Below are 24,396 nucleotides of genomic sequence, written 5' to 3'. Positions count from 1 at the left end.
TGGACCTCTTGCGAGCCAATATCCGCGGCTAAACCGGATCTGTCCAGTTTGAAAGGCCGCTTCGATGACCGTGCAAGATCCCAACCTCTATCCCGTCACCCCGCGCAACCGCGCCAAACGTGTCTCGGAACGCGCCCGCTATGACCGCGCGGCGGTGCATGCGATCCTGGATGCCGCCATGCTCTGCCATGTGGCCTATGTCATTGACGGGCAACCCTATTGCACGCCGACCCTGCATTGGCGGCGGGGCGATACGCTCTATTGGCACGGCTCCTCGGCCAGCCGGATGCTGCGGCATCTGAAACCGGGCGTTGCCGCCTGCGTCACCGTCTCGCATCTCGACGGGTTGGTGCTGGCGCGCTCGGGCTTCAACCATTCGGCCAATTACCGGGCGGCGATGTGTTTTGGCACCGCGCGGATCCTGCCGGAGGGGCCGGAGAAGGAAGAGGCGCTCTGGGCCGTGGTCGACCGCTTTTACCCCGAACGCAGCGCCGGGCTGCGGCCGATCACCGGGCAGGAGGCGAAGGCGACGATGGTGATCGCCATGCCGATCGACGAGGCCTCGGCCAAGGTCCGCGCCAAGGGGGTGGGCGACAACCCCGAGGATCTGACGCATCCGGTCTGGGCGGGGGTGATCCCGGTGTCGACGGTGATCGGTGCGGCAGAGCCCTGTCCGCATGTGCCCGAGGGGATGGCGCGCCCGGCGACGCTGGCGCCCTATGCCGAAGGGGCGAGGCTGGATGATGCCTTGCGGCAGACGCAGGCAATTTACGAGGGGGAGGCGCCGTAAGAGCCGGGGCGGCGCCGGAAGATCGCTCCGTAAGTTCATATGAATGATACATAATGACTGCGCGGCACGGGGAGGGACCCCGTGCCGCCCTTGGGTTTTGCGGCGCAAGGGCAGGATTTCCCCACTGGCCTTTGCGCTCTGGTCGCGGCAAGGTGCGCCGTGAACAAACAGGGGGTATCCATGTCCGATCTTCACCGCTGCACCTGGCTGGGCCATGAGCCGTTCTACATCGCCTATCACGATGATGAATGGGGCCGGCCCGAGCATGACAGCCGGACCTTGTGGGAAATGCTGATGCTGGAGGGGTTTCAGGCGGGCCTGTCCTGGATCACCATTTTGCGCAAGCGCGAGGGGTTCCGCGCGGGCTTTGCCGGGTTCGACCCTGACAAGGTGGCGGCTTTTGGCGAGGAAGATGTGGCGCGGCTTATGGCCGATCCCGGGGTGGTGCGGTCGCAGGCCAAGATCCGCGCCACCATCCGCGGCGCGCAGATCTTTTGCGAGATGCGCGACCGGGGCGAGGATTTCGCGGCGTTCTTTTGGGCGTTCACCGATGGCAAGGTGATCCTTGGCGATGGGGTGACGCGGCAGGCGAGCACGCCGCTCTCCGCGGTGATCTCCAAAGAGCTGAAACGGCGCGGCTTCAAATTCGTCGGGCCGACGATTGCCTATGCCTGGATGCAGGCGGCGGGGATGGTGGATGACCATGACCGCGCCTGTTTCCGCTATGGCAAAGGTGCGGCGGACTGATCGCGCGGGCGGCGGCGGGGGTCAGACCGCCGCAAGCTCCTGATAGGACGGCAGGCGGGCGGCCGACAGCGCCCCGGCTTTGATCAGCACCCGGTCGCTCTGCGGCCGGGCCATCACCTGATCGAGGCTCCAGGCCTGCAGCAGCATCAGATCCGCCGCACCGCCCACCGTGATACTTCCGGTGCGGCCAAGGCCCATCAGCCGCCCCGGCACCGGCCCGGCCAGCGCCGGGGCATCGCCGAACGGATGATCGAGATGCAGGATGCGCACTGCTTGCCGCCAGGTGTCCAGCATGTCGTGATCGCCGTAGGCATGGAATGGATCGCGGCAATTGTCGCCCGCCACCGCCACCGGCACGCCCGCGGCGCGCAGTTCGGCCACCGGGGTGACGCCGCGCCAGCGCGGGCTGCGGCCCGGCGCGCGGTCCTGCAGATAGAGGTTCACCGTGGGCAGGGTGACGATGGAAATCCCCGCCTTGGCCACCAGCGCGATCACCTCGGCCGCTTCCGCCGCGGGCAGATTGGCCAGCGAGCAGCAATGGCCGCAGGTCACCCGACCCTCATATCCATGCCGCAAGGTGGCGCGGGCCACCGGGGCGAGGGCACCCGCCACCGCCGCCTCATCCACATGCAGATCGACATCCAGATCGCGTTCGCGGGCGAGGGTGAAGATCCGGTCGAGGATCGCGTCGAGCTCCTCCATCCCGCCCGCCTGATGCGTGCCGCCCGCGGCGCGGGTGACGCCGCCCAGAAACCCGCCCTCCGCCGCGACCAGATCGGCCAAACGCGGGCCATAGTCGCCGAGATAGGCATCAACCGGCACCAGCGCCACCGCCTGCACCGTGACCCGTCCGGCAAATTCCGCCCGGGCGGCGGCCAGCGCGCCCCAGCTGGTTTCGGCCTGCCCCTGATGGCTGTCGAGATGCGTGCGCAGCGCCGCCACCCCATGCGCCTCGGCACAGGCAAGGCCAAAGCGCATCCGCAGCAGCAGATCATCATGCCGCCAATGCGCCAGACGGTCGGCGGTGGTTGCCGCCCGCGCGCCCCCATGGGTGCCGCCCGAATCCGGCGCGCGGCCCAGCACATGGCCCTTGTCGAGATGGGTATGCATGTCGACCAGCATCGGCCAGAGGTGCCGCCCCGCAAGCGCGAGGGGCCGGGCATCCCCAGCCAAGATTGCACCGGGCGCGCCGATCGCGGCGATGGCGGGGCCATCGAGCAGAAGGTCCACCAGCGCTGCACCATCGGCATCTATGGGGCTGCCCGCCGGGGCACCGGCGGCCAGAAGGCAGGCGGGCACGCGGGCGTTTTGCAACAGCACCCGGCCATGGCCGCTGAGATCGGCCAAAGCGGCCGGGGAGGAAATGTCTTTCATAATCTTGTCCTTGAGCGGGAAAGCGCGGGTGCTTCCCGCGATGTCAGTCACTGATTTCGCTGGCGGCGAACCGCTCTTGCACAAATTGAATGAAGCGGCTGGTGGCGGGCGAGATCGAGCCGCGCGCCCGGTGCACAAGGCTGAGCCGCTGGCGCGCCGCCGCCCCGGTCAGCGGCAAAAACGCCAGATCGCCGTCGCGCAATTCCTGATCGACATCGACGCGGTTGAGAAAGGTCACATGCGGCGCGCGGCGCGCCAGACGCTTCATCAGCTCCATCGAATTCGTCTCGACCTGCGGCGTCAGCGGCGCGGTGGCCGAGGCCATATCCTCCACCGCCTCGCGCAGGCTGTTGCTGCGGTCGGCGAGTACCAGCGGATAGATCAGGCAATCGGTCAGCCGGACGCCCTTTTTCACGGTCAGCGGATGGTCGCGCGCCACCACCGCGCCCAGACGGTGCTGAAACTCGGCGGCGCGTTGCAGCCGGTTGTCGGCGGGCAGGTTATAGCCCAAAGCCAGATCGGCGCCGCCCGAGGCCACCATCTCGATCACCCCGGGGCGGTCGCGCACGGCGATGGTCAGCCGGATCTGCGGATGCGCCTCGCGGTAATCGGCGATCACATCCGCCAGCCGCCCGGCGGCGAGGGTGGCCATGGTCGCCACCGTCACCTCGCCCCGGCTGAGGCCGCGCAAGGACTGGATCTGCGCCCGCATCCGGTCATGGTTGCGCAGGGTTTCGCGGATATGCGCGAGCAGCATCTCGCCCGAGGTGGTGAGCCGCAACCCGCGCGGCAGACGCTCAAAGATCGGCGCGTCCAGCTCGGTCTCCAGCTCGGCGATATGGCGGCTGATGGCGGAGGCGGCGACGTTCAGCTCTTTCGCCGCCGCGCGGATCGAGCCTTGCCGGGCCACCTCATCAATATAGCGCAGCGCGCGTCCGTGCAGCATGGTGCGTCCCAATGCGGGGGCTGCCGCGCCCGTTGTGGCCTTGGCGGGCCGGGGTGGGGCGGCAGGGGCCTGTCCCCCCGTGTTATGGGTCCCGCCGGTAGGGGCCCCTGCCTTCAGGATGTCAGGCGCGCGCTGCATCTTCAACGGTCCATTTTTCGGTGTGTCCTGCCCGCGGGTGTCATTTCCGGGCGAAATTGGCGTTGATGCGCTGGGTGAGGTAATCCCCCGCGGTGATCGGCGCATAGAGGCCAAGCGGCCCCTGCATCACCGCATCGCGGTTGGCCTGACAGAAGAAGGGCAGCGACAGGCGGCGGCCCATATATTCGCCTTCGCGCGGCATCCGCACACGGTGCAGGGTGGATTGCAGCTGATCATCCGACCAGCGCATCAGCATGTCACCGATGTTGCAGGTGATATAGCCGCGTTTCGGCGGCACATCGGTCCATTGGCCGGAGGCGGCATCCTTGCCCGGGCAGACCTGCAAGCCGCCTTCACCCTCCTTCTGGTGCAGGATGGTCAGGCAGTCGAAATCCGAATGCGCCCCGGCGCGCCACGCCTTGAAATCCTCGGGCTGGGCATCTTCCATCGACATGTAATGGATCAGCCGCAGGGTGGATTGGTATTCCGGGCTGTCGGGGTCATGCGCCGTGGTGAAAAAATCCTCGGCAAAGCCCATTTTCAGCGCGAAACACGACAGGATCCGCATCCCCAATTCCCAGTTCGCCCGCTCAAATCGCAGCATTTTCGCCTGAAAGCCGGGCAGTTCCGCCTCACTCGGCCAGAGGCCGGGCATATTGGGGCGGGTGATCTGATAGCTTTCCTTATTGTCCGGCGTGCCGGTTGAGGGGCGCACCTGTGCCTTGAATTCCCAGCCGGCATTGGTGCCCTTGGGCATCGGATATTGCGCCTTGACCGATGTGGGAAGCTCGAAAAACTCCCAGGCCGTGTCAAAGGCCAGGTCAATGTCATCTTCGGACAGGCCGTGGTTATAGACCTGGAAAAAGCCGATCTCCGTGGCGGCATGCCAGAGCGCATCGGCGATCTCGGCTTTGCGGTTCTCAAAATCCGACAGGTCGATGGCGGGCACATCGCGCGCGATGGTGGCACCAAGACCGCCGATGGTCTTTTCCTTGTTGAGTTCGGCGAGGGCATATTCGGTGGGCATGGATCTCTCCTGGGGGATGGGCCGCTGGCAGAGCGCCTCTGCGGCCGGTTGAACGGAGCAATGTCAGCGCCCGGGGGCCTCTGACCGCTTCTACTCCCGGAAGGGGTTGCGGCACGGGATGCGCCGCAACGGGTCAGCGGGTTTTCGGCAGGCTCCAGGGGAACAGCCGCTTTTGCACCTGCACCACGATCTGAAACAGCCCGAGCGCCATGGCGGCGAGGACGAAAAGCCCCGCCCAGGCCTGCGGCAGTTTGAACATCGAGGTGGAGAACTGGATGAAATAGCCAACACCTTTGTCGGCGGCGCAGAATTCGGCCACCACGGCGCCGATCACCGCCAGCGTGATCGAGATTTTCAACGCCGAGAAGATATAGGGCACGGCAAAGGGCAGGCGGATCTGGGTCATCTCGCGAAAGCCGGGGGCGCGCAGGCTTTTCGAGAGCTCGATCAGCTCGGGCGGCGTGGCGGCGAGGCCGGTGGCGGTGGCGACGACCAGCGGGAAGAAGGTGAGAAGGCAGGTGATGACGATGCGCGGCGCGTCGCCTGCCCCCAGCACCACGATGATGATCGGCGCGATGGCCACGACCGGGGTGGCCTGCACGATCACCAGCAGCGGGTAGAGCGTGCGCGAGAGAAACGGCGAACGGATCAGGACAATTGCCAGCGGGATGGCGATGCAGATGGAGAGCGCAAAGCCCAGCAGCGCCACCCGCAAGGTGGCCCAGATATGCACGGCCCAGCGGTCAATGCCGATGGCGGAAAACGCCTGCAGGATCGCCGAGGGCGCGGGGAGGAGATAGGAGGGCAGGGCAAAGAGCCGCACCGCGCCCTCCCAGATCAGGATCAGCGCGAGCAGGGCGAGGGTGGCGGCAAGGCCGGGCAGTTCGCTCCAGCGGCTGAGCGTGGCGCCAAGGCTCTGCCCGCTCAGAAACCGCGCGCGGGCGGGTTCGGCGGGCAGGGCCGCGCGCGCCGGGGCGGAAGGGTGCGGCCCTGCGGAGAGGCGCGCGGCGGCGCGGGGCGCTTCGGGGGGCCGGGTCTGCGTCAGGTCACGCGCCATCTCAGGCCGCGTCCCGCTGCAGGAGGAGGCTGCGGAGATGGGCTGCAAGCTCATGGGTTTCTCGCATATTGACGGTTTCGGGGCCGCGCGGGCGCGGGGCGGGCACGGTGATCTCGGTCAGCACGCTGCCGGGGCGGCCGGTCATCACCAGCACACGGTCGGCCAGCAGCGCGGCTTCGGCGACCGAATGGGTGATGAACACCACGGTCTTCGGCCGCGCACTGAAAATGCGCAGAAGATCAAACCCCATCACCTCGCGCGTCAGCGCGTCGAGGGCGGAAAAAGGCTCATCCATCAGGAGGATATCGGGGTCCATATGCAGCGCGCGGGCAATGCCGACACGCTGCTGCATGCCGCCCGACAGCTCATCGGGCAGGCGGTTTTCAACCCCCGCGAGGCCCACCATCGCCAAAAGCTCCCCGGCCCGTTCACGGTCGCGCGGGCTGACATGGCCCGTCTTGTGGCGCAGCGGAAACAGGACGTTTTCCGCCACCGTCGCCCAGGGCAGGAGGGTGGGCTTTTGAAAGACGATGCCGATGTCTTCGCGCGGGCCGCTGACCGGCATGCCAAAGACCTCAACCTGACCGGCGCTGGGTTTCAACAGCCCCGCCACCATCCGCAACAGGGTGGACTTGCCACAGCCTGAGGGGCCGAGCACGGCCAGAAACTCGTGCCGCGCCACCTCAAAGCTGACATCGCGCAGGGCTTCGGTGGTGCCGGAGCGGCTGTGAAACACCTGCCCCAGACGGTCAAAGCGGATGGCGGGAGGCTGTTGCATCGGCTCAGGCCCCCGGGATGAAGCTGCGGGTGACGGCGGTTTCCGGATCGAGCTTGGCCGGGTCAATCGCCTGTGCCGCCGAGACGCGGGCCCAGGTTTCCGCGAGCCGCGCGGGCTCAAACACCCCCAGACCATCCGCCACGGTCACATCGTTGAAAATCAACGGCAAAGTGTCATTCAGCGAGCCCTGCACATCCTCGGACCCGAGTTCCGGCACCATGGCGGTGACGGCGGCGGCGGCCTCTGCCGGGTGGTCCTTGCAGAAGGTGACCGAGGCTTTGAACGCCTCAACGAACCGTTTGGCGACATCGGGGCGATTGGCGAGGAAGTCGTCATTGGCGATCAGCGATGCGGAATAGAGGTCAAGCCCCGCCGCCGACCAGGGCAGGGCGACAATCTCCTTGCCCGCCTCATGGCCCTGATTGGTATAGCGGGTGAGGTCGGTCATCCAGGCGATGATGCCATCGACCTGTCCGGTCATCAGCATCGGCCCCAAAGCACCGGGATCGGCCTTGATCAGGGAAATGTCATCCGCGCCCATCCCGGCATCTTGCAGCACCAAGGGCAGGAAAACATTCGACGAGGTGAAGGGCGAGGTGGCGATGCTATGGCCCTTCACCGAGGCGATATCGGCAATCGGGCCGTCCTTGACCACATAAAAGGCATGCGGCCCCTTGTTGAAGACCGAGAGCACGCCCGAGACCTTGACGCCCTCGGTGGCGCGGGCGGCCAGCAGCGCGCCGAGATCCGAGACGCCGATATCCGAAGTGCCCGCCGCCAGCCGCGAGATGGCATCGGTGGAGCCACGGCCCGGCACGATCTGCACCTCAAGCCCGGCATCCTGACAAAAGCCTTGCTGGATGCAGACATAGATCGGGGCCTTGTCGCCGCCGGGCAGCCAGTCGAGCTGGAAGGTGACGGTATCGGCGGCCAGCGCGGGGCTGGCGAGAAGGGTGGCGCAAAGCGCGGTGGTGGCAAGCGGGCGGGCGACCATTCGGGGGATTCCTCTCGGCTTAGTGTTCTCTAATCGGCGACACTGGGGCAGGGTATGCGGCGGGGTCGGCGGCGGGATATGCGGGCGGGTTTTCGGCAGGCGGCGCCGTGGTGCCTTGGCGCAGCTTTTGGCGTGCACAGCGGCGTTTGCGCGGATCGGCACTGTGCAGACATGCGGCACAGGGATGCAGAGGCAGCTCTCGGAAGAAGCCAGATTCTATGGTGTTTACATGGGTTTTCTCGGGCATCGCGGTCACTCTTCGACATGAATTATGTCGAGCAATGTCCAGAGGCTTGGCTCTGACCGCTTCTACTCGTGGGACCAGACTGGGGTGCGTGCCGCGATTCCTGCAACAGGAATTTTGCACTTCGTTTTCTGCCCGTTTTTGCAGCGCATTCGGGGCTACAAAATGCCTGCTTCAGAGGCATGTTTTTCAATGTGCTGATTTCATGAGTGAAAATATCCTAAAAGCATGCCCGTTTTTTCGGATCCGCGCTGTCGTGGTGGGCGGTTGGATTGCGTTCTCATAATCGCAACGCAACGCGCGGAATTTACTGCGCCAGCCGGGCGCCAAATCCCCGCCCAATGGCGGCACGCGCAGCCCTGTGGCACGCCGCCCGGCGCTGAAATTCGCCACTGTCACAGCGCTTGCCCCTAGCAATCACGCTCAGGGCGCCCCATATCCAGAGTTGACGCCAAACGTCATGCAGCGGCCTGTGCGACGGAGTTCAGGGGCGCTGGTGCCTTCGGGGCGCCGCCGGGGTCGGCAGAGACACGATCCGATGCGGACAGAGGGAGTTTTCCGGCTGCGCTGCGGCGGCAAACCCCCAGCCAAAAGGCAGATCCACATGCGGAAATCCCCCTATATTGCCCAGTTTGAAGCGGAAATCTTTGGCACGCCCAAAGCCGAGACCGCGGCACAGCCCGCCGCCCGCGCCATGGTGGTGGCAAAAGCCCGCGCGAAGGTCCGGCCCGCCCCCGCGGTCGAAGAGCAACGCCTGATGGCGGATGGCCGGCCTGCAAAGCGTTCGATCTTCGATGCATCCTATGGTGAGCTGGGCTTTGGCCATCACGGCCACTGACGCCGATTGAGGGTGGGTGGGGCGGATGGGGCGGTTGGTCCCCTGCTGGCCCGTTGCGCGGCATGGCCATGGTGCTTCGCTGCACAGCCCCTTGTCCGCTGATGCGGGCAATGAAATCGGCCCGCCCACTGGTCTTTGCGGCGCATCGTCCCAATATCTGCAGTCAGCAGAAGATGAGGCTCCGATGACCCGTTCCCAAACCCGCATCCCCTATTCGGTGCTCGATCTGTCGCCGGTGCCCGAGGGTGCCACGACGGCCGAGGCGCTGGCCAACACGCTCGATCTTGCGCAGCATGCCGAGGAATGGGGCTATGCGCGCTATTGGTTGGCCGAGCATCACAATATGGAGGGGATCGCCTCGGCGGCGACCTCGGTGGTGATCGGTCATGTGGCGGCGGGCACGCGGAAAATCCGGGTGGGGGCGGGCGGCATCATGCTGCCCAACCACGCGCCGTTGATGATCGCCGAGCAATTCGGCACGCTGGCGACGCTGTTCCCCGACCGGATTGATCTGGGCCTTGGCCGCGCGCCGGGCACCGATGGTGCCACCGCGCAGGCGCTGCGGCGCAATCTGGGCGGCGGCGATACCTTCCCGCAGGATGTGGTCGAGCTGATGGGCTTTCTCGGCCCGCGTGCCGAGGGGCAGCGGGTGCGCGCGGTGCCGGGCGTGGGCACAAACGTGCCGGTCTGGATCCTCGGCTCCAGCCTTTATGGCGCGCAGCTGGCGGCCTATCTCGGGCTGCCCTATGCCTTCGCCTCGCATTTCGCGCCGGGCGATCTGGCCGAGGCGGTGGAGATCTACCGCAGCCGGTTCCAGCCCTCTGCCTATGCCGACAAGCCGCATTTCATGTTGGCGATCAATGTCTTCGCCGCGGATACCGATCAAGAGGCTAAGCTGTTGCGCAGCTCGATGCAGCAGGCCTTCATCAATCTGCGGACCGGCAAGCCCGGCAAGCTGCCGCGCCCGATGGCGGATCTGGAGAGCCAGGTGGAACCGGCGATGCTGCGGATGGTCAATCAGGCGCTTTCCGTCACCGCCGTCGGGTCGCCCGAGACGGTGCGCAGCCAGTTGCAGGCGCTGATCGCCCGCTACCGCCCGGACGAAGTGATCCTGACCGGGCAGATCCACGACCACGCGGCGCGGCTGAAGTCCTTCGGCATCGCCTCGGAAGTGATGCAGGGCATCGCGATGCCCGAGGCGGCCGCCGCCGAATAGGGGGGCGCTCAGAGCGCGGCGGCGGTGGCGGTTCCGGCGGTCGCCGCAGCCTCTGCCGCCGGTTTTGGATGCCGGATCAGGATGATCGCCGGGTTCTTGATCCGCGCCGCCCGCGCGTCCCAGGCCATCCGGTCGAGCCGCGTGCGCAAGATCTGCTCGCCGGGTTTTCCCGCCGAGGCGACGATTTCGACGATCAGATTCCCGGGCAGGCCCGCCGCGCGCATCTGTGCCGCGATCTCCTCCAACCGCTGCACCGCCATATACAGCGCCAGTGTTGCGCCGGGGGTCAGCAGCGCCGCAAGGTCCGGCGCCGGATCGCCCGGTTTGCAGGTTGCGGTGGCCATGACCAGACGGTCGGTCGCGCCGCGCTCGGTCAGCGGGCGGCCCAGCACCGCCGCTGCCGCCGCTGCGGCCGTCACGCCCGGCACAATCTCCACCGGCAGGTCCAGCGCGCGCGCCGCCTCCAGCTCCTCGCAGGCGCGGCCAAAGACCGAGGGGTCGCCGGATTTCAGCCGCACCACCCCGCGCCCCGCCAATGCGGCGGCGGTGATCACCGCATTTATCCGGTCCTGCGGCCAGCTGTGCGCGCCAACCTCCTTACCCACAAAGATTTTTTCGGCACCGGGCCGGGCGAGGTCCAGCAGTTCCGGCTCGATCAGACGGTCGTAAAAGATCACATCGGCGGCATAGATCCGGGCGGCGGCGCGAAAGGTCAAGAGATCGCGGGCGCCGGGACCGGCACCGACAAGGGCGATCCAACCTTTGCGGGGGGCGGCGGTTTCAGGCGTAAGCGGTTGAACAACATGCTGCATTCGGGGTCACTCCGCCGCGAGGGGGGCCGCATGGGCGGCGATGAGGCTGCGAATTTCAGGGCGGCAGGAGCCGCAATTGCTGCCCGCGCGCAGCGCCGTGCCGATCGCCTCGACCGAGATCAGCCCCTGGGTGGCAATCGCGGCGGTGATCTGGTTCACCCCCACATCGAAACAGGCGCAGACGATGGCGCCGGGGTCGGGGCGGTCGGCACCGGGTTTGCCCGACAGCACCGAGACATCCGCCGCATCGCCCATCAGCGCCGCCACATGGCCGCGCGACAAAGCCACCGGTTCCGGAGAGACGAAGAGCGCCGCGACCACCGTCTCTCCGTCGAAAAACGCGAGCCGAACGATGCCGCGCGCGGGGTCGGTCACGCTTTGCACGGTGAGGGTATCGGAGAGGCCAAAAAGGTCGCGCGCATAGCTCTGCCAATCCTCAGGCGTGCTCATGCCCGCCAGCTCTGCGCGCATCCCCTTGGCTGAGCGGGCGGTGGCCCAATAGTCTGACTTCGGCGTAAATCCCTGAGCGGCCGCGGCAAATCCATGCCAGGCGGCGTTGAACGGTGCCACCTGCACCACGGCGGCCTTGCTCTCGGGCTGGCCCGAGACCGGATCGACCACCGGGGCCACCAACGCATCCACCCGGCCTGTCGGCGCGGTCTCGCCGGTCCAGTGCATCGGCGCAAAAACCTGTCCGCGCTGCACCCGGTCGGTGATCAGCACCCGCAGCACCGCGCGGCCCTGCGGGCTGGTCACTTCGGCCAGACTGGCGGGGGGGAGCGACAGTGCCTCGGCATCCTGCGGATGGATTTCCAGGAAAGGCTCGGCCAGATGCTGGCTGAGGCGCGGCGAGAGGCCGGTGCGGGTCAGCGTGTGCCAATGGTCGCGCACGCGGCCGGTGTTCAGGCGGAACGGATAGGCGGCGCTGGTCGCGGCATGGGGGGCACGGGGCGTGATCGGCAGCATCCGCGCGCGGCGGTTTTCGGTGAAAAACCCGCCCTGTGCAAAGAAGCGCCCGCCCTGTTGCGCGGCGGAATCCGGCCATTGGAAAGGGGTCATATTCTCATAGCCTTGCGCGTCGATCTTCGCGCGGTTCGAGATGTCGAAATCGCGCCCCATCTGCCCGGCAATGCCGGAAAGGGCGGCATATTCCGCGAAAATCTCACCCGGGGTTTCCCAGGCGAAAGCCTCGCCCCAGCCCATCCTTTGCGCCACCTGCGCCATGATCTGCCAATCGTGCCGCGCCGCACCCGCCGGGGCGCGGAAGGGCCGCTGACGGCTGATCCGCCGCTCGGAATTGGTCACCGTGCCGTCCTTTTCGCCCCAGCCGGTGGCGGGCAGCAGCACATGGGCGAGGCGGGTGGTGTCGGTCTCGGCGATCATGTCAGAGACCACGACGAAATCGCAGCCCTTGATCGCCGCCGCCACGCGATCCGCATCGGGCATCGAAACGGCGGGGTTGGTGCAGATGATCCAGAGCGCCTTGATCCGCCCCTCGGCCACCGCCTGAAACATATCCACCGCTTTCAGCCCGGGTTTCGCCGCCATCACCGGGCTTTGCCAAAAGCCCTGAACCGCCTGACGGTGGTCGGCATTTTCGATATCGAGATGGCAGGCGAGCATATTGGCAAGGCCGCCCACCTCGCGCCCGCCCATCGCATTCGGCTGGCCGGTGACCGAAAACGGCCCCATGCCGGGGCGGCCGATCCGCCCGGTCGCCAGATGGCAATTGAGGATCGCGTTGACCTTATCACTTCCGCTTTCGGATTGGTTGATCCCCTGCGAATAGACGGTGACCACCTTCTCGGACCCGATCCACAGGTCGTAAAATGCCGCGAGATCTGCCGCGCTGAGGCCCGCCGCGGCCATATCCGTCGCCTGTGCCTCGGCCAATGCCACGTCAAAGCCATCGACATGCGCGAGATAGGCGGCATCCACCGCGCCCCGCCGCGCGATCTCGGCCAGAAGGCCGTTGAAGAGCACCGCATCCGCGCCCGGCGCCAGCGCCAGATGCAGCTCGGCCCCATCGCAAGTGGCGGTGCGGCGCGGGTCGATGACCACGATCTTCATCTCGGGCCGGGCGGCTTTGGCGGCGAGAATGCGTTGATAGAGCACCGGATGGCACCAGCCGAGATTGGAGCCGACGAGCACGATCAGATCGGCCAGTTCCAGATCCTCATAGGTGCCGGGCACGGTGTCGGTGCCAAAGGCGCGGCGGTGTCCCGCCACCGAGGAGGCCATGCAAAGCCTTGAATTGGTGTCGATATTGCCGGAACCGATGAAGCCTTTCATCAGCTTGTTGGCGACGTAATAATCCTCGGTCAGCAGCTGCCCGGAGACATAGAAGGCCACCGCATCCGGGCCGTGCTCGCGGATGGCGGTCTGAAATTTCTCGGCCACCAGATCAAGCGCGGCATCCCATGTCGCCTCGGCGCCATGGATGCGGGGGGCGAGGAGGCGCCCCTCAAGCCCCACGGTCTCGCCCAGCGCCGAGCCTTTGGAGCAGAGACGCCCGAAATTCGCCGGATGCGCGGGATCGCCCGCAATCTCGACCCCTTGTGCGGTGGGGCGGGCGAGCACGCCGCAGCCGACGCCGCAATAGGGGCAGGTGGTACGAATGGGTGCCGCCATCTGCCCCCCCTCCATCAGGCCGCTGCCCGCTTGGCGCGGAGCCGCGTGGCATCGAGCAGAAGCCGCCCGCCGCTGACCTGAATCGCATAGGTGGCGACCGCGCCGCTGTCCGCGCCCTGCGCCTCGCCCGTCTCAAGGCTGATGACCCAATTGTGCAAGGGGCAGGTGACCGAGCGGCCATGCACGATCCCCTCGGACAGTGGCCCCTGTTTGTGCGGGCAGGCATCGTCGATCGCATAAACCTCATTCCCGAGGGTGCGGAACACCGCCACGCAACCGGCGAGGGTTTTCACGATCCGCGCGCCGCGCTCGGGGATATCGTCGAGGGCGCCGATATCGATCCAGTCGTTCATGGACATGCTCATTCTGCGGCCTCCAATGTGGTGAGATCTGCCAAGGGGCTCCAAAGTTTGCGGAATTCGGGTTTGGTCCGCTCGGCCCAGGGGTCGGCCTGCATGAAGCGCTGCGCGTAATAGAAGCGGTCGGCGAGGGCCTTGCGGCTTGCGGCATCCGTCACGATCCGCTCTTTCAGATGGTCGAGCCCGACGATGTCCATCCATTTGTAGAGGCGGTGCAGATATTGCGCCTCTTCACGGTAGAGCTGGATGATGGCGGCGGAATATTCCAGCACCTCCTCCTCGGTCGCGACCTTGCACAAAAGCACGGTGCCCTGAATATGCAGCCCCGCCGCGCCGCCGACATGGATTTCATAGCCACTGTCGACGCAGATCACCCCCACATCCTTGCAGGTGCTTTCGGCGCAGTTGCGCGGGCAGCCCGAGACGGCCATTTTCACCTTGGCCGGCGTCCAGGAGCCCCAGAGCGCCTTTTCCATCTTGATGCCAAGGCCGGTGCTGTCCTGGGTGCCAAAGCGGCAATGGTCTGATCCGACACAGGTTTTCACCGTGCGCAACCCCTTGGCGTAGGCCTGACCCGAGACCATGCCCGCCGCGTTCAGATCTGACCACATATCGGCCAGATCCTCTTTCTTCACGCCGAGAAGGTCGATCCGCTGGCCGCCGGTGACCTTCACCGTCTGCACATTGTATTTCTCGGCCGCGTCCGCAATCGCGCGCAGCTCGGCCGGGGTGGTGATGCCGCCCCACATCCGCGGCACCACCGAATAGGTGCCGTCTTTCTGGATGTTGGAATGCATCCGCTCATTCACGAAACGCGACTGATCGTCATCCTGATATTCGCCCGGCCAATCGCAGAGCAGGTAATAGTTCAGCGCCGGACGGCAGGAGGCACAGCCGCAGGAGGTTTTCCACCCCAGCTGCTGCATCACCGCGCCCATGCTTTTCAGCTCCTGCGATTTGATCAGGTTGCGCACATCCATATGGGTGAGATCGGTGCAGGGGCACATCGGCTTGACCGTGGGGGCGGCGAAAGCATCCCCCAATGTCAGCGCCATCACCTGTTCCACAAGCCCGGTGCAGGTGCCGCAAGAGGAGGAAGCCTTGGTATGCGCCCGGACTTCCTCAAGCGTTGTCAGACCCTTGAGGGTGATGGCCTCTGTGATCTTGCTTTTGCACACGCCGTTGCAGCCGCAAATCTCCGCCTCAGGCGGCAATGCTGCAACGGCCGCCATAGGGTCCAGTTTGGTCCCCCCCTGAAAGGCCGGGCCAAAGATCAGCGTGTCGCGCATGTCGCTGATGTCGGTGCCATCCTTGATCAGCCCGTAGAACCAGGCGCCATCGGCGGTATCGCCATACATCACCGCGCCGATCAGCCGGTTCCGCTCAAGGATCAGCCGTTTGTAGACGCCGCGCGTCGGGTCGCGGAAAACGATATCCTCGCGCCCCTCGGCTTCGGCGAAATCGCCCGCGCTGAAGAGATCACAGCCGGTGACCTTCAGCTTGGTCGAGACCTCTTTCGGCTGGAAGGCATTCGCCCGGCCCAGAAGCGTATCGGCCAGCACCCGCGCCTGATCGTACAGCGGCGCCACAAGGCCAAAGAGCGCGCCGTTATGCTCAACGCATTCGCCGAGCGCATAGACGTCGAGATCCGAGGTGACCATCTGGTCATCCACAATCACCCCGCGCCCGACGGCGAGATTGGCGGCGGCGGCAAGGCCGGTGTTGGGGCGGATGCCCACGGCCATCACCAGAATATCGGCCGGAATCTCGGTGCCATCCTTCAGCCGCAGGGCCGAGACATGGCCGTCGACGCCGAGGATCTGCTCGGAATGCGCGCCGCAGAACACCTTGATGCCGCGATCGGTCAGCGCCTTTTGCAAGAGATAGCCCGCCGAAGGGTCAAGCTGCCGTTCCATCAGATGGCCCATGATATGGATCACCGTCACATCCATGCCGCGCATTTTCAGACCCGCCGCCGCTTCCAGCCCAAGAAGGCCGCCGCCGATCACCACGGCGCGCGCATCGGGTTTGCCCGCTGCCTCAATCATGAAATTGGTGTCGTCGAGGTCGCGGTAGGGGATGACGCCCTTCAGATCATGCCCCGGCATCGGGATCATGAAAGGGTTTGAGCCGGTGGCGATGACCAGCCGGTCATAGGGCACTTCGCTGCCATCGGCGGCAATCACCACTTTGCGGGCGCGGTCGATGCCCTGCACCTTGTCGCCAAAGCGGCAATGGATCCCATGCGCCGCGTACCAGCCCTCATCATGGGTGATGATTTCGGCATAGCTCTTCTCGCCCGAGAGCACCGGCGACAGCATCAGCCGGTTATAGTTGCCGCGCGGTTCGGCGTTGAACAGGGTGATCTCATAGGTGCCGGGGGCTTCCTCGACCAGATGCTCCAGCATCCGCCCCGAGGCCATGCCCGCGCCGATTACAACCAGTTTCTGAGCCATCATGCAGCTTCCTCTCTGCCAGCGCCGCCGGAGCCTGCCGGGGGGGCGGCTTTCGGGGCAGGCTTGGCGCCATGTTCATATTCTTCAAGGAAATCGAGGACTTCCTGACGGTAATTATAGTAATCCGGATGCTCCAGCAGCGCCTTGCGGCTGCGCGGGCGCGGCAGGTTCACGTCGACGATCTTGCCAATCGTCGCCTGCGGCCCGTTGGTCATCATCACCACCCGGTCGGCGAGCAGGATCGCCTCATCCACATCATGCGTCACGCAGACGGCGGTCACTTTGGTGCGGCTCCAGACCTCCATCAGCACCTCTTGCAGCTCCCAGCGGGTGAGGCTGTCGAGCATGCCGAAGGGCTCATCGAGGAGCAGCAGTTTCGGCGAAAGGGCGAAGGCACGGGCGATGCCCACCCGTTGCCGCATGCCGTTCGACATTTCCGAAGCGGAACGGTCCATGCTGTCACCGAGGCCCACGCGCTCAAGGTAGTATTCCACCACCTCCTGCCGCTCGGCCTGGCTCGCCTTCGGATAGACCTTGTCCACCCCGATCGCCACATTCTCTTTCGCCGTCAGCCAGGGGAAAAGGTTGGGCGACTGAAAGACCACGGCCCGCTCGGGGTCGGCGCCCTCAACGTGGTAGCCGTCGAGTTTGATCGCGCCCTTGGAGATCGCGTTCAGCCCGGCGGTCATCGTCAGCACGGTGGATTTGCCGCAGCCGGAATGGCCGATCAGGCTGACAAACTCGCCCTTTTTCAGCGTCAGGTTGAAATCCTCAACCACGGTCAGCGGGCCTTTGGGGGTGGGGTAGATCTTGTGCAGTTGCGAATATTGCAGATAGCGCTCATCCGACAGCAACTCGCCCGAACCCTGCGCGGCGGTGGCATAGGCCTTGGGCATCGCATGGCGCGGGGTGACATTGGGCAGGATGCGGCCGCCGTCCACCTTGTCGGTGATGCCGATATCCATCAGGCATTTGGTGACTGTGGCGCGCAGGCGTTTGAACTCGGCGTCATGGTTCATCGCGCTGCGGTCGCGCGGTCGGGGGATGGTGACCTCAAATTCCTGCCCCATCGTGCCATCGAGGTTAAGCGTCACGATGCGGTCGGCCAGCTGGATCGCCTCATCCACGTCATTGGTGATCAGCACCACCGTCTTGCGGTCCGCCTCCCAGATCGCTTCGATCTCATCGGCCAGATTGGCGCGGGTGAGGGCGTCGAGCGCCGAGAGCGGCTCATCGAGCAGCAGCACCTCGGGGCTCATCGCCAGCGCGCGCGCCACCGAGACCCGCTGCCGCATGCCGCCCGACAGCTCCGCCGGGCGCCGCTCGGCCGCATGGCTGAGGCCGACCATCCTGATGTATTTCGCCACCAGTTCGGCGCGCTCGGCTTTCGGCAGTTTCGGAAACACCGAATTCACTGCCAGCGCGATATTGCCCGCCACCGTCAGCCAGGGCATCAGCGAATAGCTTTGAAACACCAGCCCGCGTTCCGGCCCCGGCCCGGTGATCGGCGCGCCGCGATAGGTGACGCTGCCGGTATCGGGCTTTTCAAGGCCTGCCATCAGGTTGATCAGCGTCGATTTGCCGGTGCCCGAAAAGCCGAGGATCGCCAGAAATTCGCCTTCCTTCACGCTGAGGTTCACATGGCGCAGCACATCGCGGCGCTCAAGGCCCGAGCCGAAGCTTTTGGAGACATTGGTGAAATCAAGAATGCTCATGGCGCTCACCGGTTCGCGGAGAAGGTGAAGAGCGATTGCAGCGCGAACATCACCCGGTCGAGGAGGAAGCCGATGATGCCGATGGTGAAGACCGCCACCATGATCTTGGCCAGCGAGGAGGAAGAGCCGTTCTGGAATTCATCCCAGACGAATTTCCCAAGCCCGGGGTTCTGCGCCAGCATCTCGGCGGCAATCAGCACCATCCAGCCCACACCAAGGCTGAGACGCAGCCCGGTGAAAATCAAAGGCAGCGCCGAGGGCAGCACCAGTTTGGTGATCTTGGTCCAGGTGCCGAGTTTCAGGACGCGGCTGACCGAGATCAGATCGCGGTCAATCGAGGCCACACCAAGGGCGGTGTTGATCAGCGTCGGCCAGAGCGAGCAAAGCGTGACGGTGATTGCCGAGACGAGGAAGGATTTGGAGAACATCCCGTCATTGGTGGCATAGACCGCCGAGACGATCATGGTCACAATCGGCAGCCATGCCAGCGGCGAGACCGGTTTGAAGATCTGCACCAAGGGGTTGATCGCCGCATTGGCGGTGGGCGAGAGGCCCGAGATGATGCCCAGCGGTACCGCTACCACGGTTGCCAGCAAAAAGCCGAAAAAGACGGTTTTGATCGAGGTCCAGATCTGTTGGTAATAGGTCTGTTTGCCGGTGTAATCGCGGACTTTCACCCGGTCGGCCTTGCCCTCGGCCACCAGCTGCGCGTTGCGGGCATCCTGACGGGCGTAGAATTCATCGGCTTTGGCCCCTTCGGCCACCGCATCGGCATGCAGCACGATCACCTGTTCCCAGACCTGCGCCGGACCCGGGATCGCGCCAAGGCTGGTCTGCACTTTCGGCGCCAGCGCGCCCCAGGCCCCGAGGAAGAGGACAATGGCCAGAAGCGGCACCCCGGCCAGACGCCAGATGTCCTTCAGCTGCGCCTTCGGGTTGTCGCCCGCCAGCGCCTTCAGGATCGGTGTCATCCACGGCAGGCCAAGCACTTTGAACCAGGCGTCAAGCTTGTTGATCCGGCTGAAGCGGCGTTCGCGGCGGGCGGTGCGGGTCTGATCCGTCAGGGCGGTGGGGTCTATGGCGGTCATGATATCCTCGCGGGCTGGGGGCGGGCTGGGGGAGGTTTGGTGCGGAACGGGAGGGGGGGGGGCTGCGGCACCCACGGGGCAGCGCAGCCCGCAGGGGTCAGTTGGTGACGGCGCCGCCGACCACGGTTTGCCCGTCTTTCAGGCCGATGGTCATCGCGTTGATATAGGCGTTGGGGGCTTTGCCGTCGTAGGTGATGCCGTCGATGAATTCGGCGGTGGCGGGTTTGTAGCCGTCAGTATCGAAGGGCACATCGACCGGGTCGATCAGGCCTTCATCCACCAGCATCTGCGCGGCTTTCAGGTAGATCTCGGGCTTGTAGACATCGCGCGCGGTGGCGTCATACCAGGCGTCGTCATGCGCTTCGGGCAGCTGGCCCCAGCGGCGCATCTGGGTCAGGTACCAGACCGCATCCGAATAGAAGGGGTAGGTGGCGTAGTAGCGGTAGAAGACGTTGAAATCGGGCACCTCGCGCTTGTCACCCTTTTCATATTCAAAGGTGCCGGTCATCGAATTGGCGATCACCTCGGCATCGGCGCCGACATATTCGGGCTTGGACAGGATCTGCACCGCTTCGGCGCGGTTGGCATTGCTGTCAGCGTCCAGCCATTCGGCGGCGCGGATCAGCGCCTTGGTCAGCGCCAGAGTGGTATTGGGGTTCTGCTCGGTGAATTCCTCGGTCAGGCCAAAGACCTTTTCCGGGTTGTTCTTCCAGATCTCGGTATCGGTGATCACCGGCACGCCGATGCCTTTGAAGACGGCGGCCTGGTTCCAGGGCTCGCCCACGCAATAGCCGGAGATGGTGCCGGCTTCGAGCGTGGCGGGCATTTGCGGCGGCGGGGTGACCGAGAGGAAGGCATCGGCGCCGATCTGGCCCGAGGTGTCTTCCGGGCTGTAGAGGCCGGGGTTGATGCCCCCGGCGGCCAGCCAGTAGCGCAGCTCGTAGTTATGGGTCGAGACCGGGAAGACCATGCCCATGTTAAAGGGTTTGCCCTCGGCCTTGAATTTCTCGATCACCGGTTTCAGCGCGGCGGCGCTGATCGGGTGTTTTACCTTGCCGTCGGCGTCCAGTTCGAGCTGCGGTTTCATCAGCTCCCAGACCTCGTTGGAGACGGTGATGCCGTTACCGTTCAGATCCATCGAGAAGGGGGTGACGATATGCGCCTTGGTGCCATAGCCCAGGGTGGCCGCCAGCGGTTGCCCGGCCAGCATATGCGCGCCATCGAGTTCACCCGAGATCACGCGATCCAGCAGCACCTTCCAGTTGGCCTGCGGTTCCAGCGTGACATAGAGGCCCTCATCCTCGAAAAAGCCCTTTTCCTTGGCGATGGCCAAGGGGGCCATGTCGGTGAGTTTGATAAAGCCCAGCGTCAGCTCGTCTTTTTCAACATCGAGCATTTCAGCCCGGGCGGCACCCGCCAGCGGGGCGCTGAGCAGGGTGGTGGCCAGAAGGAGTGCGGTAATCCGGTTCATGGTGATCCCTGGTGTCTGGCGCCTCTTGCGATGGGCGCGAAATGCAAAAAAGCCGCCGACCATCAACCGCGGGAGGAGTGCGGTATCGGTCGAGCGGCTTTGCTCAGTTCCCGTTCATTCGGGATATTTCGTGCAAGACAACGTCGCCTTGCCTTATCTTCATGCCGTGCTGCAGCGCGTCGCGCAATTCATCCTGTGGTCATCAAACCTTAATAATGCCGCGTTGCGGCATTTCTGCTGAAAAATGCGTCACTGCGGCAAGGAGGGATCAAAAACGCGGCCCTGTGCGAATGATCCGGCGCGCTCCGGTGCCGAGGCGAGGGGCGACTCGGTGCTGGAGGCGCCGGGCATTTCGGCGCCGGTTCCGGCCAGATGCCGGGTGTAAAGGTCGCCGCGAAAGGCCGCGCGGGCGGTCAGGGCCGCCGATTCGGGCGGCAGTCCCATGCGTTTGGCCAGACCACGGCCGATCCAGTCGGCCTGTTCCGGCCAAGGGTAATTCACCCCGTGCTCGTGAAAGAGCACGAAATCATCCGCCCGCGCCGCGTCACCTTCGGGCCGGGTGACGATATTGCCCGAGAGCGCCCGTTCGATCAGATCGGCGGAGACATCGAGATAGGCCTCGCGCGCGAGGATCTCGGAGGCGGTCATCCGGTTGCCCGGATCGCCCAGCCAGCGGCAGGCCCGCCAGAGCGCGCGCATCAGCCGCCCGGCGGTTTCGGGATGCGCCTCGGCCCAGTCCGCCCGCGCCGCCAGCACCTTTTCCGGCGCCCGGCCCCAGATGGCGCTGCCCGGCAGCAGCAATTCACCGGCCCCCTGTTCGACGCAGAACGAGCCCCAGGGCTCGCCGACGCAAAAGGCCTCGATCTCGCCCGCCGCCAGCGCTTCGGCCATTTGCGAGGGGGGAACGGTCAGCAGCCGCAGGCCGGGCAGGGCACCCAGCCAGAGATGCAGGAGTTCGGCATGCATCGAGAACACGAAAGGCACACCGATGCGCAGCCCCCCCGGGCGCGCCGCACTCAGCGCTGCTGCCGCCGCCGGTGCATCGGTAAAGGCGGGATAGGGCCCCGCGGCGCGGATCTCGGCCGCCAGCGGGCGGGAAAGGCCGATCATCTGCCCGCCCATCGACAGGACCATCAGCGCCTCCAGCCGCGCGGCGGCGCCCCCCAGCCCCAAAGCGGTCGAGACCGGCACCGGCGAGAGCATATGCGCCGCCTCGACCTGCTCGAACACCAGCATATCGCGCAGCCGCGACCATGACCGCGCGGCGATCAGATCAATCTGCAAGCGCTCTTCCTCGGCAAAGCCCAGTTCGCGCGCGATGATCAGGGGGCCTGCATCCACCAGCGGGATAAAGCCGAGGGTGACAGAGTGCAGGGTCATTTCAGCAACTCCGCCGCCGTCACCAGGGCCTGCGCCACATCGGCGATCCGCATCCCCTTGTCCATCGCGGTCTTGCGCATCAGCGCATAGGCCTCATCCTCGGTGATGCCGCGCGCGCGCATCAGCATGCCCTTGGCGCGGTCGGTCAGCTTGCGCTCCTCGAGTGCCGCGCGGGTCGCCTGCAATTCGGCGCGCATCTTGTGGAACATGTGAAACCGCGCGATGGCGGCATCGATCACCGGCTTGATCCGGTCGGGGCGCATCCCGTCGACCACATAGGCCGAGACGCCCGCCTCGATCGCCGCCTTGGTCTGGCCGGGGTCCGACCGGTCGACGAAAATCGCCACCGGACGCTCCATCGGGCCGGAGGCAAGGGTGAGTTCCTCCAGCACATCGCGCGAGGGGGAGTTCACATCGATCAGCACCAGATCCGGCCGCCGCTCGCTGATGCGCTGCGCCAGACCCGATTGCTCGGCGATGATGGTGACATTGGTCTCGCCCGCCTCGCGCAGGGCTTCATGGATCATCGCGGCCCTTTCGGGGTCACGCTCAACGACGACGATGGAAATTCCCTGGCTCATGGCACCCTGCTTGTTGGCCCCGTCATGGCGCGCGGGCCGGGCATTCGGCAATCTCCCTGCGAGTCTCGCGCCCGGCGTGACCGGCATATGCGTAAGTTTTCACCGATTGCCCCGGGAATGGCGCACATTTGGGCGAAAGCCGTTTTGCGCCGCGCACAGAAGTTCTGCGCGAAATTGCGCAAATCCTGCGCGGCGCCGTGGGGTAACGCGGGCGGGTTGCTGTGCTACCTTTACGCAGACCCCAAGGATGGGCCGACCGATGACAGGAGAGAGACCATGAGCTGGAACCCCGCCCTCGACCCCGACCTGCCGAAAGGCGATGCGGTGGATGCGATTGAAACGGTCATTGTGCCGCGCGCCCGTGACCTCGGCGGTTTTGAAGTCCGCCGGGCGCTGCCTTCAGTGGCGCGGCAGATGGTCGGGCCGTTCATCTTCTTTGACCAGATGGGCCCGGCAGAATTCGTGACCGGGCAGGGGATCGACGTGCGCCCGCACCCGCATATCGGCCTGGCCACCGTCACCTATCTGTATAAGGGGCGGCTGCATCACCGCGACTCGATTGGTACCGATCAATGGATCGAACCGGGAGCGATCAACTGGATGGTGGCCGGGCATGGCATCACCCATTCCGAGCGGACCGATGGCGAGATGCGCAAGGCACCGTTCAACATGCTGGGCATTCAGACCTGGGTGGCGCTGCCGAAGGGCGCCGAGGATGACCCCGCCGCCTTCACCCATATCCCCGCGGCCGAGGTGCCGCTGCTGGAGGGCGAGGGCAAACAGGTGCGGCTCCTCTTGGGCGATGCCTGGGGCGCGCGCAACCCGATGCCCACCCCGTCGGAGATGTTCTATGCCGATGCGGTGCTGGCAGCGGGGGCGAGCCTGCCCTTGCCCGACAACCAAGAGGATCGCGGCGTCTATGTGATCTCGGGCGAGGTCAGTCAGGGCGGCCAGACCTTTGACGCGGGCCGGATGCTGATCTTCCGCCCGGGCGACCGGATTGCCATCACCGCAGGCGCGCAGGGCGCGCGGGTGATGCTGCTCGGCGGCGCCACATTGGAGGGGCCCCGCTACATCTGGTGGAATTTCGTCGCCTCCAGCCGCGACCGCATCGATGCCGCACGCGAAGCCTGGCGCGCGGGCGACTGGGCGCATGGCCGTTTCCGCCTGCCGCCCGATGACGATCAGGAATTTACCCCGGCACCGGCACAGTAACGCCCTGGCCGCGCGGGAGCGGCTCAGGCGGATGCCTCCGGCGGAGGTATTTGGGCCAAGAAGAAACAGAGGGCGCGAAAAATGAAATGGCGCGCGGTCCTTGGCTTTCTTCTTGGCAAAAATACCTCCCGCGGAGCGTCCGACGTCATGATTTCAAGATGTTGCGGGGCGGGAGCGGTGTCTTTGGCATCAATTTCCGGCCCGGTTTTGCGCGGTGTGTCACGAGAATTTCGCTGAAGTGATTTTTTCGGCATTCCCCCGCTTGACGCCGCCGCCGTCGCTGCGTATTACCCCGCCACACCACGAGACGATCCGGGGTGGAGAGAGTTGCGGTTGTAGCTCAGTTGGTTAGAGTACCGGCCTGTCACGCCGGGGGTCGCGGGTTCGAGCCCCGTCAACCGCGCCACTCTCTCCACCGGATCGCTTTGGTGTCAGTTTCGGAGTAACCTCCCGAAATCATGCGCGGTTGTAGCTCAGTTGGTTAGAGTACCGGCCTGTCACGCCGGGGGTCGCGGGTTCGAGCCCCGTCAACCGCGCCA

At 65.5% G+C, this 24,396-nt stretch carries 20 protein-coding genes and 2 tRNA genes; 7 read left to right on the top strand and 15 right to left on the bottom strand.

Annotated features, from left to right (window positions below):
* The first annotated feature begins 64 nt into the window (after nt 1-64).
* A complete protein-coding gene (locus ACEN2S_RS09675; protein ID WP_441865553.1) occupies nt 65-790 on the top strand; it encodes a pyridoxamine 5'-phosphate oxidase family protein in 726 nt (241 codons plus the stop codon).
* Nucleotides 791-970: 180 nt separating this feature from the next.
* Nucleotides 971-1,537: a DNA-3-methyladenine glycosylase I gene (locus ACEN2S_RS09670; RefSeq protein WP_441865550.1), complete on the top strand. Its 567-nt coding sequence runs from the start codon at nt 971-973 to the stop codon at nt 1,535-1,537.
* 21 nt (nt 1,538-1,558) lie between these two features.
* Here the strand turns inward: ACEN2S_RS09670 and ACEN2S_RS09665 are convergent, their stop codons facing one another.
* From ACEN2S_RS09665 to ACEN2S_RS09640, 6 genes are all read right to left on the bottom strand, one after another.
* Nucleotides 1,559-2,911 (bottom strand): cytosine deaminase, encoded by a 1,353-nt coding sequence (locus tag ACEN2S_RS09665; protein ID WP_441865548.1) that lies wholly within the window; start codon nt 2,909-2,911, stop codon nt 1,559-1,561.
* Between the two features lie 43 nt (nt 2,912-2,954).
* Nucleotides 2,955-3,857 (bottom strand): LysR family transcriptional regulator, encoded by a 903-nt coding sequence (locus ACEN2S_RS09660; RefSeq protein ID WP_441865545.1) that lies wholly within the window; start codon nt 3,855-3,857, stop codon nt 2,955-2,957.
* Nucleotides 3,858-4,035: 178 nt separating this feature from the next.
* Nucleotides 4,036-5,022 (bottom strand): isopenicillin N synthase family dioxygenase, encoded by a 987-nt coding sequence (locus tag ACEN2S_RS09655; protein ID WP_441865543.1) that lies wholly within the window; start codon nt 5,020-5,022, stop codon nt 4,036-4,038.
* Nucleotides 5,023-5,155: 133 nt separating this feature from the next.
* Nucleotides 5,156-6,079, bottom strand: a complete 924-nt coding sequence (locus ACEN2S_RS09650; RefSeq protein ID WP_441865540.1) for an ABC transporter permease — start codon at nt 6,077-6,079, stop codon at nt 5,156-5,158.
* Between the two features lies 1 nt (nt 6,080).
* Nucleotides 6,081-6,857, bottom strand: coding sequence for an ABC transporter ATP-binding protein (locus ACEN2S_RS09645; RefSeq protein WP_441865537.1), 777 nt, complete (start codon nt 6,855-6,857; stop codon nt 6,081-6,083).
* Between the two features lie 4 nt (nt 6,858-6,861).
* Nucleotides 6,862-7,851: an ABC transporter substrate-binding protein gene (locus tag ACEN2S_RS09640; protein WP_441865535.1), complete on the bottom strand. Its 990-nt coding sequence runs from the start codon at nt 7,849-7,851 to the stop codon at nt 6,862-6,864.
* An 848-nt stretch (nt 7,852-8,699) separates the two neighbouring features.
* On the opposite strand from ACEN2S_RS09640, the gene ACEN2S_RS09635 reads away from it, so the two are divergent.
* A complete protein-coding gene (locus tag ACEN2S_RS09635) occupies nt 8,700-8,933 on the top strand; it encodes a hypothetical protein (RefSeq protein ID WP_441865533.1) in 234 nt (77 codons plus the stop codon).
* A 184-nt stretch (nt 8,934-9,117) separates the two neighbouring features.
* Nucleotides 9,118-10,149: an LLM class flavin-dependent oxidoreductase gene (locus ACEN2S_RS09630; RefSeq protein WP_441865531.1), complete on the top strand. Its 1,032-nt coding sequence runs from the start codon at nt 9,118-9,120 to the stop codon at nt 10,147-10,149.
* An 8-nt stretch (nt 10,150-10,157) separates the two neighbouring features.
* Here the strand turns inward: ACEN2S_RS09630 and cobA are convergent, their stop codons facing one another.
* The 9 genes from cobA to ACEN2S_RS09585 all read right to left on the bottom strand — a co-directional run bounded on the left by cobA (nt 10,158) and on the right by ACEN2S_RS09585 (nt 22,642).
* On the bottom strand, nt 10,158-10,961 hold the full coding sequence (gene cobA / locus ACEN2S_RS09625) for a uroporphyrinogen-III C-methyltransferase (RefSeq protein WP_441865529.1): 804 nt from the start codon (nt 10,959-10,961) through the stop codon (nt 10,158-10,160).
* 6 nt (nt 10,962-10,967) lie between these two features.
* Complete coding sequence (locus ACEN2S_RS09620; RefSeq protein ID WP_441865527.1) at nt 10,968-13,592, bottom strand: molybdopterin-dependent oxidoreductase; 2,625 nt, start codon at nt 13,590-13,592, stop codon at nt 10,968-10,970.
* Nucleotides 13,593-13,606: 14 nt separating this feature from the next.
* On the bottom strand, nt 13,607-13,945 hold the full coding sequence (gene nirD / locus ACEN2S_RS09615) for a nitrite reductase small subunit NirD (protein WP_441866141.1): 339 nt from the start codon (nt 13,943-13,945) through the stop codon (nt 13,607-13,609).
* A gap of 8 nt (nt 13,946-13,953) precedes the next feature.
* Nucleotides 13,954-16,407 (bottom strand): nitrite reductase large subunit NirB, encoded by a 2,454-nt coding sequence (gene nirB, locus ACEN2S_RS09610; RefSeq protein ID WP_441865524.1) that lies wholly within the window; start codon nt 16,405-16,407, stop codon nt 13,954-13,956.
* A complete protein-coding gene (locus ACEN2S_RS09605; protein WP_441865521.1) occupies nt 16,407-18,122 on the bottom strand; it encodes an ABC transporter ATP-binding protein in 1,716 nt (571 codons plus the stop codon). The genes nirB and ACEN2S_RS09605 overlap by 1 nt, the downstream gene beginning before the upstream one ends.
* Before the next feature lie 5 nt (nt 18,123-18,127).
* Nucleotides 18,128-19,210 (bottom strand): ABC transporter permease, encoded by a 1,083-nt coding sequence (locus tag ACEN2S_RS09600; protein WP_441865519.1) that lies wholly within the window; start codon nt 19,208-19,210, stop codon nt 18,128-18,130.
* A 97-nt stretch (nt 19,211-19,307) separates the two neighbouring features.
* Complete coding sequence (locus tag ACEN2S_RS09595) at nt 19,308-20,681, bottom strand: CmpA/NrtA family ABC transporter substrate-binding protein (protein WP_441865517.1); 1,374 nt, start codon at nt 20,679-20,681, stop codon at nt 19,308-19,310.
* Between the two features lie 249 nt (nt 20,682-20,930).
* Nucleotides 20,931-22,061, bottom strand: coding sequence for an ABC transporter substrate-binding protein (locus tag ACEN2S_RS09590; protein ID WP_441865515.1), 1,131 nt, complete (start codon nt 22,059-22,061; stop codon nt 20,931-20,933).
* A complete protein-coding gene (locus ACEN2S_RS09585) occupies nt 22,058-22,642 on the bottom strand; it encodes an ANTAR domain-containing response regulator (RefSeq protein ID WP_441865512.1) in 585 nt (194 codons plus the stop codon). Before ACEN2S_RS09585 ends, ACEN2S_RS09590 begins: the two co-directional genes overlap by 4 nt.
* A gap of 276 nt (nt 22,643-22,918) precedes the next feature.
* Here ACEN2S_RS09585 and ACEN2S_RS09580 point away from each other — a divergent pair, with 276 nt between their 5' ends.
* The 3 genes from ACEN2S_RS09580 to ACEN2S_RS09570 all read left to right on the top strand — a co-directional run bounded on the left by ACEN2S_RS09580 (nt 22,919) and on the right by ACEN2S_RS09570 (nt 24,396).
* Complete coding sequence (locus ACEN2S_RS09580; RefSeq protein WP_441865509.1) at nt 22,919-23,857, top strand: pirin family protein; 939 nt, start codon at nt 22,919-22,921, stop codon at nt 23,855-23,857.
* Between the two features lie 329 nt (nt 23,858-24,186).
* Nucleotides 24,187-24,263, top strand: a tRNA-Asp gene (locus ACEN2S_RS09575).
* Nucleotides 24,264-24,319: 56 nt separating this feature from the next.
* A tRNA-Asp gene (locus ACEN2S_RS09570) sits at nt 24,320-24,396 on the top strand.

The organism is Phaeovulum sp. W22_SRMD_FR3 (assembly GCF_052113705.1).
Lineage (GTDB): Bacteria > Pseudomonadota > Alphaproteobacteria > Rhodobacterales > Rhodobacteraceae > JBGQOG01.
Note: the sequence above shows the minus strand (reverse complement) of the source record. Positions and strands in the feature narration are given on the sequence as shown.